Source organism: Paraburkholderia sp. 40, from assembly GCF_050434105.1.
In the GTDB taxonomy this organism is placed as follows: Bacteria; Pseudomonadota; Gammaproteobacteria; order Burkholderiales; family Burkholderiaceae; genus Paraburkholderia; species Paraburkholderia tuberum.
Window position 1 is genome coordinate 203,261 of sequence record NZ_JBNPVY010000002.1, and the last position, 12,977, is coordinate 216,237.

Here is a 12,977-nt window from a genome sequence, read left to right on the forward strand (position 1 = left end):
CGGATTGCTTCCGCTCGCACCTGCCCATGCTCAGAACCGCTTCGGTGGCCGCCGCGTTGTGCGCGGCCTGCCTCACGTCCGCCTGCGTGCATATCGGCCCCTCGCGTCTGAAGGCCGACCAGGTCGACTATGCGCGCGCGCTCGGCGACGCGAAGAAGCGCGCGATCCTCGCCGCCGTGATCGGTCTGCGCTACGGCGATGCGCCCGCGTTCCTGACCGTCAGCAGCATCATCGCCGCCTACACGTTCGACACCACCGGCGGCGCGACCGTCAACGCCGGCTCGGGCAGCATGCCGAACTACGCGCAGGCGACCGGCAGCGTGTCGTACGCGAACCGGCCGACCTTCACGTTCACGCCGACCACCGGCGAAGCGTTCGCGTCCGCGTATATCCGGCCGCTCGCGCCGGCACTCGTGTTGCCGCTCGCCGAGGGCGGCGTGCCGATCGATCTGCTGTTGCGCATTACCGCCCAATCGATCGGCGGGCTGCGCAACGGCGATGCGCTCGGCGGCGACAACAGCGCGGGCGCCCCGGGCTTCTTCGAATTGCTGCAGGCCTTGCGTCGTCTGCAAATGGCTGGCGAGTTGAACATCGAGACGCGTCAGCTCGATGCGAAGGCCGATCTCAAAGGCGGCCGAAGCCCCGCATTGGCCGTGTTTCTGTCGATCGGCGCGACCGCGAGCGGCGAGTCGCCGAGCACCGCCGCCGATGTCGCGCGCGTGCGCAGCCTGCTGCATCTGTCGGCGAAGACGCGTAGCTATGAGGTCGTGTATGGGCCTTCGTCGACGTCTCAGAAGGGTGAGCGTATTCCGATGGTTACGCGCTCGGTGCTCGGCATCCTCAGCGATCTCGGCGCCCAGGTGCAGGTGCCGCGGGGGCGCATCAGCGATGGTTCGACGAAGCCGACCGTCGGGCTGATCGGCGGCGAGACGCGGCCGACGATCATCGTGCACTCGGGCAAGGCCGCGCCGGACGACGCGTATGTGTCGATCGCGTATGGGCCTTCGGTGTATTGGGTCGAGCGCAATGACTTCGATTCGAAATACGCGTTTACGGTCGTGCAGAATCTGATGGCGCTCGCGGAAGCGGATACCAGCAGCAAGGCGCCGGTGGTGACGATTCCGGCGAATTGAGGAGTGAATGAAAAGCCAATCGGGCCCGATCGCCATTCGCTGACGGGCAGGGATGCCTGCCGGCCACCCGAAACAAGCCTACACTCAACCATGCCATGCCCCGCGGTACCGGAAAACTCGCCGCCAGAGCAGTTCGATGGGCGTGGCGAACATGTTCGTTCTTCATCGCGCCGCTCTTTCGCGGCAAAGGAGAAGCCATGGAAAAGATCCCAAAAGCCACGGCCTTGTTCATCGCAGGTTTTGGCCCGATTGTGATTGAAGCCCAGGCAAGCCGCGATCTCTACGGTCGGGCCTTCGGTATCCCCTTCAAGGAAGAGAACGGCGGCTATCTCCATACGGAGGGTCTGAACGGCGCAAACTCTTTCGCCTTGTGGCCGCTCTCCCACGCCTCCCAGTCGTGCTTCGGCACGGATTCGTGGCCTCGCGACGTACCCATCCCGCAAGCCTGGATCGAGTTTGATGTCGATGACGTCCAGGCGGCGACGGCAGAACTTGAATCGCAAGGGTATCGGATGCTGGTCAGGAACCGGAATGAGCCGTGGGGCCAGACGGTCAGTCGTTTCATCGGGCCGGAAGGATTGCTGGTCGGAATCACGTTTACGCCGTGGATGCGGGAACAGAAATAATGGCGGCCGCAGTGGCCGTCTTGCGCGCGGTGACTGATAGCCTCAGATTGGGGACCAGCGCGCGTCAGGTTACCCGGTTAGCGCCGAAAATCGATATTCACAATTGTGAATAATGCGCATAACTATCAGCCACCGCTTTCCTAAACTTGGCATTGGGCGAGCACGACGGAAACAGTACGAAAGCATCGTTTGCGTCGAAATCGCAGTCCAACCAAGGAGAAGCGTGTCATGAACAAGGCAACCAGCACATTGATCGCGGCCGTCGCCGCACTCACGCTGTCGGGCGGCGTATATGCACAAAGCAACAACACGCTGGCGACTCCGACCACACAGTCGCCGGCCGCTGCGACGAGTGGCTACGGCACGCCTGGTGCCACCAGCACGGACAGCGGCGCCGGGTCGCCGACCTCGGGCCAGCCGAACAGCGCGAACAGTAGCTCGACGTCCCGCCCCCCCGCTTACGGGGTTAACAACTCGCTGGCGACCCCAACCACAAAGTCGCCAGGAGACCAATGAGAGCAATCAAGGCTGGCAACCGGGCGCAAATGAGCGCAAAGCGATCAGGCGGTTCAATTTCGTCGGGCGTAGCGTGACCGAATAGCCGCGACGGGCAACACAGGTCGCGACGGTAGAAAAAAGTTGGTGTGACTGGCCGGTCATAACGCGCCAGAAGGCCGAGTTCGCCCCAACGTGTCGGCCCTGATTGCCACGACGTCTCGATTGCAAAGCTACTGAACCAACCGGGGCATCATGATCGTCCCATAGTTGGGCCCGATGCCGTCCGTTTGGTTGTTTTTGCAGTAGTTGGGATCGTTGCCCATCTGAACGGTGATGACTGCGTTGGAGCCGTTGCCCGTCTCGTTCAGGATGTGCAGGCACCCGAATGCGACTATCGGCGGAGTACTCCCTTGTCCCCCCGTGACGTTACTCACTACAGCTACTGTCACCCAGGCACAACTCCCCGCCGAACCCGCCGGGGTCTGACTACACGTTGCAACACTGTGGAACGCATTGCTATTTAGGCCCGTTTCAAGATAGATCGGTTCGCCGATAGACATCGGACTCGCGTTTCCGCTCATCATCAACCCGACTATGTTGCTGGAACCAAGCTGGCTGTTCGCCGATGAGAGGGAAGTCCACTGCCCTGCGTTGCAATTGGCGGCCTGGTACGACGCTCTGATCGCAAAGATGTACGGTTGCCCGATCGTTTGCGGAATTGGCGTGCCGTTGTTCGCCGCTTGGGGGTCGGTTGTACTGGTAGCAAGATCGGGTGAATTGGTCGCCGAATTCCAGTAGGTGTCGTAGAGGCATCGCGACATCACGATCGGGAACAGTGCCCCAACTTCAGCGGTTCCCGGACTAGCCACGACCGCAGTCGCTGTCGCACTCGTTTTCAGCGATGCGATGTTCAGCACTTGTGCCAGATACACCGGAACGACCCCGTTAGAGTCGGTCCCGTCCTTGTGGACCGTCACCTGGACCGCAGGCACGACGTTTCCGCTTGCTACCGGCACGGTTGCCTGGGATACACCAGCCGCAGCATCGGTGACATTCGCATAGCCGGTAGTGACATCCGACGGATGCAGTTGCACGGCGGCCCCTTGGACGTTGTTATTCGGTCCGAACGAAACTGAGGTTGACCCGGTTCGACGGACGGATTTGCAGCCTGCGATTTGATGCGATCTAACCTCCGTTGAGTGTTGAGTCGCGGGTTGTCCACGGGCGGGCGGCGGGTCGCCTCTCACGACCATGACGCTGCCCGCCGGTGGACAACCCGCAAGGCGATACGGTTTGCCTTTTAACGTTGAGGTTTTCGAATTCAAGCGGCGAACGATAGCCAATGCCGCTGTGTAAGCGGCGTACGTTGTACCAGCCCTCCAGGAACCAGAAGATGCGTTGCCGGGCCTGTTCACGAGTCGCAAAGAGTTCTCGCGAGAGTAGCTCCGCTTCAAGCGTGCCGAAGAACGATTCGCACATCGCGTTGTCGTACGCGTCGCCGGCCGTCCCCATCGACGGTTGCACACCGGCTTCGCGGCAGCGCCGTCCGAATGCAATAGAGGTGTATTGGCATCCCTGGTCCGAATGTAGAATTACGCCCTCGTGGCGTCGCTGCAGCAACGCCATATCGAGTGCGCGCAGCATCAGTTCGGTGTACAGATGGCTTGACATCGCCCAGCCTACAATTCGGCGACTGAACACGTCGAGGACTACGGCCAGATACAGAAACCCCTCGCCAGTCGGGATGTAGGTGGCGTCCGCCACCCACAGCATGTTTGTCGCCTCCGCGCAGAAGTGCCGACGCACCAGATCCGGAGCGCGCCGAGCCCCCGCGCGTTGCCGCGTGGTGTGTGGCCAGCGCCGCCGGCTCGCACCATGCAGGCCGGCCAGGTGCATCAGACGTGCGACCCGCTTGCATCCCACATGCACGCCTTCCCACGCGAGCTGCGCATGGATACGTGGCGCCCCATATGTGCCGCGTGAATTCGCATGCAGCGTGCGGATGCGCTCGAGCAGTTGCGCATCGCTACACGAGCGTTTCGATGGCTCACGCACCAGCCATGCGTAGTAGCCGCTCGCGGAGACCCTGAGCAGCCGTGCCATCGTGGCAATGGGCCACCTGGCCCGGTTCGCTCTCATGAATCCGTACCGCCCTTCGGCGGAACGGCTCCCGTCTCCCTCGCGAACCAGGCCGCGGCCTGCGAGAGAATGTCCCTTTCCATCTTCAGTTGCCGGTTCTCGCGACGCAACCGTGTGAGTTCCTGCCGCTCGGCCGTGGTCAGCCCGTCGTGACGCACACCCGCATCGCGATCGGCCTGCGCGACCCAGTTGTTGATCGTCTGTTCGGTCGGCTCGAACTCGCGCGCCAGATCCTCAGGCGTTCTTCCGGCCTTAACCAGCTCGACCATGTGAGCCCGGAATTCCACAGGGTATGGGGTACGATGCCTGCCCATTTTCGACACCTCCTGATCAAAAGCATAGGTGTCCGTTTTCGCGGGTCAACTTCAAACAGCCTCGGTCTGCGAGTCGTTCCAATCCGGATTGGCGGCGTTCGCGTTGTTGCAGCCAGGGTTGTTGGCTTGGGCATATAGGCACTGTGCCCCTGCAAGCGCAGCAGCGTCGGCGGCAGTCTGTGCCTGAGTGCGGGCGAGCATCAGGTTGCCAATGTCAATCGCGAGCGCCGCGAAGCTCAGGAGCATAAGCAGCAGCAGCGCGACCATGATTGCCACCGCGCCCTTTTGCTTCTTCATCGATTTTGCGCGGCGCTGAGTACGCATGGTAAGGATGTTACGCATGATGTTCTTCTTATTCGTTGTTCATCGTGGCCGTGGAGCTCAAGGTGATCGGCCCGGTCAACGCTCGCCGGGATGCAGAAGCCCGTGAAGCTCCTGCCAGGCCGTCGCAGTGTCCGACACGACGGCTGCGAACGGGCGGAGCCGCACCCAGCATCCGGCGGAACTGCTCGGTGATGACTGGCTCGAGCAAGGGCGACTGGAGGATCGAGGTCGACACGTCGGGCAAAACCGTCACGCCATGACGAGCCTGTGCGATTTGCCGACTATCAAGCACTTGCTGCGCCCCATCAAATGACAATGGACTGGCGGTATCGATCAGATACGCTTGGTCGATCTCAGCCTGGCGCGCGCGCTTTCCCCGCGTGATCATTGGCCTTGTAATACCGACCGCCCCAGGACCAGTAACTCGTTGAACTGGGTTACCAGTTCAAAACACAAGGCAAACAACAGGGTATAAAAGGGCCCGGGAAATCTGTGCATCCACCCCAGAATCGGCACTGAAAAACGCGTTCTAACGGGGTCCCGAGTCATGATCCAGGTGATGGTCGCTCCAATCGTCGCCCCCGCAAGTATGTCGGTCGGATAGTGCCAGCCGAGATAAACGCGCGGCAGACAAATGAAGATCGCGGTGTATAAAAGTGCGAGCACGCCGACGCCGCGCCAAACCAGAAAGATCCCCGTTGCAACCGAAATCCATAGCATTGCGTGGTCACTCGGAAAGGAGCTCCAGGCTGGCAGCACGGCCGCTTCCAGACCACCCGATGGAAAACTCAAGTGCAGTTCAGGATTAAAGAGAGGCCGCATACGGAATGGCAAATAATGCGCAACGAGCCTGAATATTGCGAGCGCAAGAAGGCCGCTCGCGATCGTCGCGACGACCATTTCACGCTCCCATTCTCCACGCTGGCTGGGTTTGAACCATATCCACCACAATACGGGCATGAGCACCAAACCTTTGAATGTGTATAGGTCCGCGATGATTCTTGTCGCGTGGTTCAACATGGCGCAACTCAAAGCAATGTGCGTCAGGAAAGTTTGGATTGCTGTATCGAAACGGTCCATTCTGCAATTTCTCCAAATTTTTTAGTTATAAAGTTTCAGCAGCGGGAGCGGGCACGGGGTTGTGTCGCGATCTGAAACCTGCCGTCGTCAAAACCAAAAACCATCAAGTCTCGCGCGACGTTGGATCGCGATTGGCAGTTGGTTGGGGCGTGTCGTGGCGCCGTGTCAGGTGAGCGCAGGCATGCTATCGGAAACAAGCGTGGGGATGGCTTTGCCGAACCTCGGCAAAGCGGGATGGATCCTGTGTCCGCTGGTACGCTCATCTCTGCCAGATCTGCCTTCAAAAGAGTCTCGTCTCGGCGACAGGAGATTGGAAAGCCATCCAGACGCCGCCTCATTGGGTTGTCGACCAGTGTTACCCGGTTTATTGTTTCAGATGCCTCATGCTCAATGAGATCGACGTTACTGCATCGCGGTAGAAGAGAAAGTGGCTTGACCCGGCCGCAGCGCCTCGACAACTCCGGCCGCAGCTGCTCTCGCGCAGTCAGACATAGCTGAGTTGCGTTTATCGCGCAGGCTTCGATTCAAGAAGACTCCGGCGCATGGGAGCGATAGTCATTCCACCAGTCGCATCTGCCCGCGGGTTTCGAGTCGTTGCTGCGCAAGAACTTTAGTCTTGCGACGTTTTCGCGAACCCTCACGCAGGCACATGGCCCGACGAGTTCGTGCTTCGTCATTCACACACGCACAGCCATCTGGGCGCGTGACCGCGATTGTGTATTCGTCGTCAAGAGAAGCGGTCAACACGGGGCCTTTACCAGGCCGCTCGAAAAAGATCTTGGGCATGGGATCGTTTCCATTTGGTTTCTACGTCGCGCAGCCGAGCGACCAGCGGTGTGTTGTTGATTGAGTCCTTCATGCAGTCACTTGATCCATTGGCTCGGTGATTTGCACCGCCGCTTGAAAACGGCCACCGTCCCAGTATCCCCCCTAACTTTCGGACAATCGGTGCGATATCGAACGTTCGCGCTCACCGGTGCCGGTTGTGATCCAGCGCTGCCTCGATTACGACGCGGGGCCGGCGGTCTGGCTACCCGTGGCCAGCGAAGACGGTTACTCGCGGCGGGTTTCAACCTGCGCTGAAAGCCTCCCTCGTCAACGGTAACCGTCCTCCATGACGACGTTGTGGGCGCATGCTTCTCACCGTCTAGCAGACACATCGTGGATGTCCGATCACTGATCTACGATCGAACCGAACCGCGGCAAATTCAGTGCGACGAGACATAAGTTGTATCAGCGAATACTGCCGGGATCGCGAAGCTCTCGCGCATACGCTTAGCCTCTGCGGCAGGCGTCAAGCCAAACAGACGCCTGAATTCCCTGCTGAACTGGGACGGGCTCGCATAACCCACAGCGTGTCCCGCCGCCTCCGCGGTTAGCTCATTGCGCACCATTAACAGGCGAGCCTGATGAAGGCGCGTCGACTTCACATATTGCATCGGCGACACCTGCGTAATTGCCTTGAAGTGGCTGTGGAAACTCGGAATGCTCATACCCGCTTCGTCGGCCAGTTGCCTTACGTCGAGGGGCTGCGCATAGCTTGCATGAATCAGGCGGAGTGAGCGGCCTATCTGGCCGAACTGTCCTCGCATCGCCAAAGCCTCGCGCAACGAGCCTCCCTGGGCTCCGGTGAGCACCCGGAAATACAGTTCACGCAGCAGCCCGGCGCCCAACACAGCAGATTCGAGTGGCCGATGCATCGCCTCGAGGAAGCGCAGCACGGACGCTTGCATTGCGTCATCCATCGGCGTGGACATCATGCTTTGAGGTGCTGGTGCGCACTCCCCCACGCCTTCGCGGTCGATCCGCTCCGCAAGTTCGGCGGCCAATGCGAAATCGAGGTGCAGATACAGCGCGAGCAGTGGGCGCTCCTCGGTTGCGTCGGTCTCCATGCTGAACGGCACGGGCATGGACACGGCCAGGTAGTGACGCTCGTCGTACAGGTAGAGCTGGTCGCCGAAATATCCTCGCTTGCGGCCCTGGCAGACGATCACGATACCGGGGTCGTACAGAACGGGCGTGCGCGATAGCGCCCGGTTCGACCGCAAGATGCGGACGCTCGGCAGTGCCGTCAGGTTGTAGCCCTCGTCGGGCGCCAACGCGCGTAGCAGGACAATCATGCGTTTCTGGCTTCGAGAGGATAGAGCTGGATGCTGGGCCAAAGCGCGTATCGTGTTCATAGTTTTATGCAAGAAAATCAGCGGAATTCGGCTTAATTTGCCTCTCTGGTCAGATTAGTATGCACTCTCCAATTGACATTCGGGAGAAGCTTCAATGGCAACCAGCAAAACTCTGCTCATCACCGGCGTCAGCAGCGGCTTTGGCCGCGCGCTCGCACAGGAAGCGCTGGCGGTGGGTCACAAGGTCGTCGGTACGGTGAGAAGTGCCCAGGCAAAGCGTGAATTCGAGTCCGCATCCGCGAATGCCGCTTGGGGACGTGTGCTCGACGTGACCGACTTCGACGCGATCGACCGCGTCGTGGCGGAAATCGAGGCTGGCGTCGGACCAATCGATGTGCTGGTCAACAATGCCGGCTACGGCCACGAGGGCATCATGGAGGAATCGCCGCTCTCGGATATGCGCCGACAGTTCGATGTGAATGTATTTGGTGCGGTCGCCATGATGAAGGCCGTCCTGCCGTTCATGCGTGAGCGCCGCCGCGGCCACATTCTGAATATCACATCGATGGGCGGCTACATCACGATGCCGGGAATCGCATATTACTGCGGGAGCAAGTTTGCGTTGGAGGGCATCTCCGAGGCGCTTGGCAAAGAGGTCAAGCCCTTCGGTATTGCCGTGACGGCCGTGGCGCCGGGCTCATTTCGCACTGACTGGGCAGGTCGCTCGATGACGCGGACCCCCCGCTCGATTTCGGATTACGACGATATTTTCAATCCCATCCGCCAGGCCCGCGAGGAAAAAAGCGGCAAGCAATTGGGAGATCCCAGGAAAGCGGCGCGCGCAATGCTGGCCGCCATTGCAGGGGATCATCCGCCCACGCGTCTTTTGCTCGGTAGCGACGCACTCGGGCTCGTTCGAGACAAGTTGTCGGCATTGAACGTGGAAATCGATGCATGGGAGGCTACCACCGTTTCGACGGACGGCTGATGACCGCCGAGGCTGAGAATCTGTCGGGAACCGTATCCCGCGGCCGTTGGCAATCCGTAGCAGCCCTTTATTCGTGACACACCGAACGACGGCTCGGGGCCGTACTGAGCCGGACGCTGTCGGACTCAGTACGGCCAGCCAGAGACGTTCAACCAGACCGTCACTCTGACGGTCGAACGTCCGCTCGGCCCGAAACGACGGACTTACGCGCGCGATCATGTCGATCGACATCCACCTACCTGGGCGGCCGTGATCATGTTAGTGGTCTTCGCGCTCGCTCGTGGTCAGGCTGTCGAGCCGCAGCCAGTGTCGCGATCAGCTTGCGCAGCGAGGATTTGTTGAGCCAGACGCGAAAGCTCATCGAAGGCGGCTCGATGCTCGAATGGATTAAGGGGCGAAGGAGATGTATGACCAACGTCCCGAGGATCAGCAACATCGCGCCTGCAACGCTATTGTTAGTGCGCAGCAATACATCGGCGACGTAAAGTGTCAACGAGGTCAACACCATGTGGCCGGCGATGCGTATCGACCGCGGGTTCATCATTTCACCTGGAATTCGTTGCGCAGGGTCCGAAGATTCGGACGCCACCGGTGAGGACGCCCCCAGACGATCCAGGCACGTGACCCGGATCGTCGGGGCGGTGTCGGGCGAGCCATCTGCGGTCAATTACCGAAGAAAAGGTTGCAGTAACTTGCGGGTCCGACGCACGACGATGGCGAGGGCTTTGACACATGCTGGACACTGCCGGAAGCTGCGGTGCCGTTGGTCGTCGTGCCGCCAACGTCACTGTTGCCCGGCTGCTGGCTGTCCTGTGCAGCGATCTTCGCTTCAGCAGCCTGAATTTGCTCGGGATACTTCGTTTGGTCGCCGTCGCCCATGTGATAGCCGGCCTGCTCGAGACGGATCAGTTCCGCACTCACCTGCGCACGGGTGACGGGCGTGGTGCTCTGAGCGAAGCTGACGACTGGGCTGCCAAGCGCACAGCTGGCGAGGACAAGGTATGCAAGGGTTTTCATCATGGAGCTCCTTGATTCATGGCTAACTTAACAATCGGGAAACCTAATGGCACACTGCAGCCAGTTCTGCAGACAAACTGGAAGTTGTGGTTGATATGGGGTGTGGAGTCGTCCGCGACTCAGCTGGCTTAACTCGGGGGCGTATTGCGGATCATGTCAATCTCCCTCAAAGTGAGGTGGAAAACGTCGCGCATGTACGCACTGCGTTTTCCGCATCGGCCGGTTATAGAGCCGTACTCGTAACTGGCATTCGACAAGAGAAGAACGCGGGCCATTGTGCGGTGATTGACGCCCTCCTTGTATCGAATTATGTTGCATTATTGCGCCGTGTAATCGTGTCAGTTGTAGTTACGTCGATAATTTGATGTTCGGCATTAAATGTTCCTTTTCGGGAGAATAAATGTTCGGTGTCGCATTACGATTATTCGTTAGAGTGATTTCTTGAGAGTACGGCGCACGCCTGGTTACGGATGCAGTTCGACGCGGCACACACGGAGCGAGCACCCAATATCGCAATTGGCGAGCCGTGCTTGATCAGGACAACCGCGAGTTACTGATACTGCGCAGCGCGAGAGATCAGCCTCATACTTACCCTCGTTCAGCAGCTTTGACGGCCTTCCACCCAACGCTCGGCACAGCGGGCACAAATCTCAGGCAGGGACCACCTGCGTGGATCACGAACTTTTGTTCGGCAAAAAACAGAACACTTGTCCATCGACTTGCTGGCGGACCGCTAGCACAATGGCGTGTAGCTGCACCTGATTCCCGGAGGCCTGTTATGGCGTCCTGTACTCGAACACCACGTGATTCCGACGCGGGCGAAAAGCCCGGGGCCAGAACATCAGTCTGCGCGGGTGAAACGGCTCACACAATCGAGCGCCGCAGATTCGCTGAATTTATGAATCTTTTTGTGGGACCGGTTGCAGCACTCAGTACTGAGCAGAATCTCCTCGTCAAACGCGAGTTATTGCAATCGCTGTCCCGCCGATCGGTATATTGGATCGCGCTACTGTTGGTCGGAAGCCCGTTCTGGTTCGTGTTTGGATCGTGGATCAAAACATCGGATATTTATCCCTTGTTCCGTGTCGTCTGGATCCTGGGACTGTGGGGGATAGCCGCTCCGTTGGCAGCATACTTGCTGAAAATGACCATGAGGCTCCCGAAGCACGCCAGCGTCAACGCGGTCGAGCAGATGCACTGGGCATGGGCTGCATTGGTCATGCTGACATCGTTCTGGTGGGCGGCGGCCAGCTTTGGGCTAATCCCACCCAAATTCGTGGTCCTCCATGGTTATTACTTTAGATTCGGCCGGTATGGCTTTCTGGAACTGACGATGATCAGCCAGGCATTTACGTTGCTGCTGCTCGCACCCAGTTTTCGGGCGGCTTTAGGCGCACTCGTGATTGGCACTATCCCATTCGGATTTAACATGGCACCACTGTTCTTTGTTGCCCGGCCAGGAATGTTTGACTGGTATACGGCTCAAATAATTGGCTATTGTGTCGTCGCATGGTTCATTTGCAACGATCAGCAACGCACATGTGTGAAAGAGGTTGTTCTCGAGGAGGCGCGATCTCAGGCTGTAGCGGCAACGGCGGAGAAGAACCAATTTATCGCTGCGATAAGCCATGACCTGCGTCAACCGCTCACCACGCTCGGCCTGAAGTTAGATTTCATCGAGCGGAGCATTAAATCGACCAATCTGGCTGAAGACGTCTCGATTGCGCAAAGGCAAGTGGATGCGATGGAAGGAATGATCAACGGGGCACTGGATATCTGCCGCCTCGAGTCCGGCACCTGGAATGTAGAAGTTCGGGAGGTGGCGCTGCCTTCCCTTTTACGCGGCATAGTCGTGGATATGCAGCCGCTGGCTGAGACGAAGGGGCTGAAGTTAAGACTCCATAGTCGCCCCTATCTGGTCCGTTCGGATCGACATGCGTTGGACAGGATCGTCCGGAATATGGTGCTCAATGGGCTCCGTTACACGCCTTCCGAGCAGGGAGGCAAGAAGGGACATGTTCTGGTGAGTTGCCAGAGGCGAGGCAGCGGCATAAAGATAAGCGTCTGGGACAACGGGATCGGTATCTCTGAAGATAGACAGGCGGATATCTTCAAAAGCTATGTACAGGTCGATAATCCCGAGAGGAATCGGGAAAAAGGGTTCGGCCTGGGTCTGTCCATTGTCCAGGGTCTCGCGAACCTTCTTCGTCACAAACTGGACGTGGACTCGACACCCGGACGGGGATCGCGTTTTTCGGTTACGGTCCCGTTCATCGGACTCATACCGCCGGAGTTGCGCGAGGTTCAAACGGTTGAAGACGGCGACCCGGACCTGACCAATATGGTCGTGGCGATCATCGAGGACAACAGCGACTTAAGAATCGAAATATCGATGCGCCTGATCGAGCATGGCTGCTACGTCGTGGCGGGGGAATCATCATCCGACGTCATCGAGCAGTTGCGCATCGAGGCTTTGGCAAGCGGTCCGCACTTCATCCTCTCCGGCTACCGGCTGGAAAACGAGGACGGCATTGCGGCGATTACGGCGGTCCGCGCTGCTACCGACGCCTCGATCCCTGCGATCCTGTGGTCGGGAGACACCTCGTCAGCTGTGCTCAAAAAAGTAGCCGTCAGTGGCATCAAGCTTTTGTCGGGACCGGATTCTGAACAGACCTTATTGACCATACTTGCAGAACATAAGCCAAAAACATTGACCGAAGGCGGGTGAAAGAGATGGC

The 12,977-nt window shown here is 59.1% G+C and carries 12 protein-coding genes and 2 pseudogenes; 6 read left to right on the plus strand and 8 right to left on the minus strand.

Going from position 1 to position 12,977, the window contains the following annotated elements:
• Nucleotides 1–26 precede the first annotated feature (26 nt).
• From OKW28_RS02185 to OKW28_RS02195, 3 genes are all read left to right on the plus strand, one after another.
• Complete coding sequence (locus OKW28_RS02185; protein ID WP_429443587.1) at nucleotides 27–1,133, plus strand: hypothetical protein; 1,107 nt, start codon at nucleotides 27–29, stop codon at nucleotides 1,131–1,133.
• Nucleotides 1,134–1,330: 197 nt separating this feature from the next.
• Nucleotides 1,331–1,759: a VOC family protein gene (locus OKW28_RS02190; RefSeq protein ID WP_184062295.1), complete on the plus strand. Its 429-nt coding sequence runs from the start codon at nucleotides 1,331–1,333 to the stop codon at nucleotides 1,757–1,759.
• Between the two features lie 228 nt (nucleotides 1,760–1,987).
• The gene (locus tag OKW28_RS02195; protein ID WP_429443589.1) at nucleotides 1,988–2,275 is read left to right on the plus strand and encodes a hypothetical protein; all 288 of its coding nucleotides are present in this window, start codon (nucleotides 1,988–1,990) and stop codon (nucleotides 2,273–2,275) included.
• Between the two features lie 212 nt (nucleotides 2,276–2,487).
• On the opposite strand, the gene OKW28_RS02200 is transcribed toward OKW28_RS02195, so the two are convergent.
• The 3 genes and pseudogenes from OKW28_RS02200 to OKW28_RS02210 form a co-directional block, all read right to left on the minus strand.
• Entirely contained in the window at nucleotides 2,488–3,510 is a 1,023-nt protein-coding gene (locus tag OKW28_RS02200; RefSeq protein ID WP_429443591.1) for a TadG family pilus assembly protein, read from the minus strand.
• Nucleotides 3,511–3,571: 61 nt separating this feature from the next.
• A pseudogene (locus OKW28_RS02205) lies at nucleotides 3,572–4,710 on the minus strand (IS3 family transposase); the annotation flags it as partial.
• A gap of 51 nt (nucleotides 4,711–4,761) precedes the next feature.
• Nucleotides 4,762–5,052, minus strand: coding sequence for a pilus assembly protein TadG-related protein (locus tag OKW28_RS02210; protein ID WP_429443592.1), 291 nt, complete (start codon nucleotides 5,050–5,052; stop codon nucleotides 4,762–4,764).
• Nucleotides 5,053–5,182: 130 nt separating this feature from the next.
• Here OKW28_RS02210 and OKW28_RS02215 point away from each other — a divergent pair.
• A pseudogene (locus OKW28_RS02215) lies at nucleotides 5,183–5,294 on the plus strand (DUF3079 domain-containing protein); the annotation flags it as partial.
• A gap of 124 nt (nucleotides 5,295–5,418) precedes the next feature.
• On the opposite strand, the gene OKW28_RS02220 reads toward OKW28_RS02215, so the two are convergent.
• The 3 genes from OKW28_RS02220 to OKW28_RS02230 form a co-directional block, all read right to left on the minus strand.
• Nucleotides 5,419–6,114 (minus strand): phosphatase PAP2 family protein, encoded by a 696-nt coding sequence (locus tag OKW28_RS02220; protein WP_429443593.1) that lies wholly within the window; start codon nucleotides 6,112–6,114, stop codon nucleotides 5,419–5,421.
• A 555-nt stretch (nucleotides 6,115–6,669) separates the two neighbouring features.
• Nucleotides 6,670–6,900: a hypothetical protein gene (locus OKW28_RS02225; RefSeq protein WP_429443594.1), complete on the minus strand. Its 231-nt coding sequence runs from the start codon at nucleotides 6,898–6,900 to the stop codon at nucleotides 6,670–6,672.
• A 422-nt stretch (nucleotides 6,901–7,322) separates the two neighbouring features.
• The gene (locus OKW28_RS02230) at nucleotides 7,323–8,234 is read right to left on the minus strand and encodes an AraC family transcriptional regulator (protein WP_429446813.1); all 912 of its coding nucleotides are present in this window, start codon (nucleotides 8,232–8,234) and stop codon (nucleotides 7,323–7,325) included.
• A 154-nt stretch (nucleotides 8,235–8,388) separates the two neighbouring features.
• On the opposite strand from OKW28_RS02230, the gene OKW28_RS02235 reads away from it, so the two are divergent.
• Nucleotides 8,389–9,222 carry an oxidoreductase gene (locus OKW28_RS02235; protein WP_429443595.1) on the plus strand — a complete coding sequence of 278 codons (834 nt, stop codon included), beginning with the start codon at nucleotides 8,389–8,391 and terminating at the stop codon, nucleotides 9,220–9,222.
• A gap of 253 nt (nucleotides 9,223–9,475) precedes the next feature.
• On the opposite strand, the gene OKW28_RS02240 is transcribed toward OKW28_RS02235, so the two are convergent.
• Both OKW28_RS02240 and OKW28_RS02245 read right to left on the minus strand, forming a co-directional pair.
• Entirely contained in the window at nucleotides 9,476–9,766 is a 291-nt protein-coding gene (locus tag OKW28_RS02240; protein ID WP_429443596.1) for a hypothetical protein, read from the minus strand.
• A gap of 119 nt (nucleotides 9,767–9,885) precedes the next feature.
• Nucleotides 9,886–10,242: a DUF4148 domain-containing protein gene (locus OKW28_RS02245; RefSeq protein WP_429443597.1), complete on the minus strand. Its 357-nt coding sequence runs from the start codon at nucleotides 10,240–10,242 to the stop codon at nucleotides 9,886–9,888.
• A gap of 775 nt (nucleotides 10,243–11,017) precedes the next feature.
• Here OKW28_RS02245 and OKW28_RS02250 point away from each other — a divergent pair.
• The gene (locus OKW28_RS02250; RefSeq protein ID WP_429443598.1) at nucleotides 11,018–12,967 is read left to right on the plus strand and encodes an ATP-binding response regulator; all 1,950 of its coding nucleotides are present in this window, start codon (nucleotides 11,018–11,020) and stop codon (nucleotides 12,965–12,967) included.
• Nucleotides 12,968–12,977 lie beyond the last annotated feature (10 nt).

What these genes read in the sequence shown, in the direction of transcription:
- OKW28_RS02185 (WP_429443587.1), top strand. Translation starts at nt 27, where the DNA reads ATGCTCAGAACCGCTTCGGTGGCCGCCGCGTTGTGCGCGGCCTGCCTC.
- OKW28_RS02210 (WP_429443592.1), bottom strand. Translation starts at nt 5,052, where the DNA reads ATGCGTAACATCCTTACCATGCGTACTCAGCGCCGCGCAAAATCGATG.
- OKW28_RS02240 (WP_429443596.1), bottom strand. Translation starts at nt 9,766, where the DNA reads ATGATGAACCCGCGGTCGATACGCATCGCCGGCCACATGGTGTTGACC.
- OKW28_RS02220 (WP_429443593.1), bottom strand. Translation starts at nt 6,114, where the DNA reads ATGGACCGTTTCGATACAGCAATCCAAACTTTCCTGACGCACATTGCT.
- OKW28_RS02200 (WP_429443591.1), bottom strand. Translation starts at nt 3,510, where the DNA reads ATGGTCGTGAGAGGCGACCCGCCGCCCGCCCGTGGACAACCCGCGACT.
- OKW28_RS02235 (WP_429443595.1), top strand. Translation starts at nt 8,389, where the DNA reads ATGGCAACCAGCAAAACTCTGCTCATCACCGGCGTCAGCAGCGGCTTT.
- OKW28_RS02190 (WP_184062295.1), top strand. Translation starts at nt 1,331, where the DNA reads ATGGAAAAGATCCCAAAAGCCACGGCCTTGTTCATCGCAGGTTTTGGC.
- OKW28_RS02225 (WP_429443594.1), bottom strand. Translation starts at nt 6,900, where the DNA reads ATGCCCAAGATCTTTTTCGAGCGGCCTGGTAAAGGCCCCGTGTTGACC.
- OKW28_RS02250 (WP_429443598.1), top strand. Translation starts at nt 11,018, where the DNA reads ATGGCGTCCTGTACTCGAACACCACGTGATTCCGACGCGGGCGAAAAG.
- OKW28_RS02230 (WP_429446813.1), bottom strand. Translation starts at nt 8,234, where the DNA reads ATGATTGTCCTGCTACGCGCGTTGGCGCCCGACGAGGGCTACAACCTG.
- OKW28_RS02195 (WP_429443589.1), top strand. Translation starts at nt 1,988, where the DNA reads ATGAACAAGGCAACCAGCACATTGATCGCGGCCGTCGCCGCACTCACG.
- OKW28_RS02245 (WP_429443597.1), bottom strand. Translation starts at nt 10,242, where the DNA reads ATGATGAAAACCCTTGCATACCTTGTCCTCGCCAGCTGTGCGCTTGGC.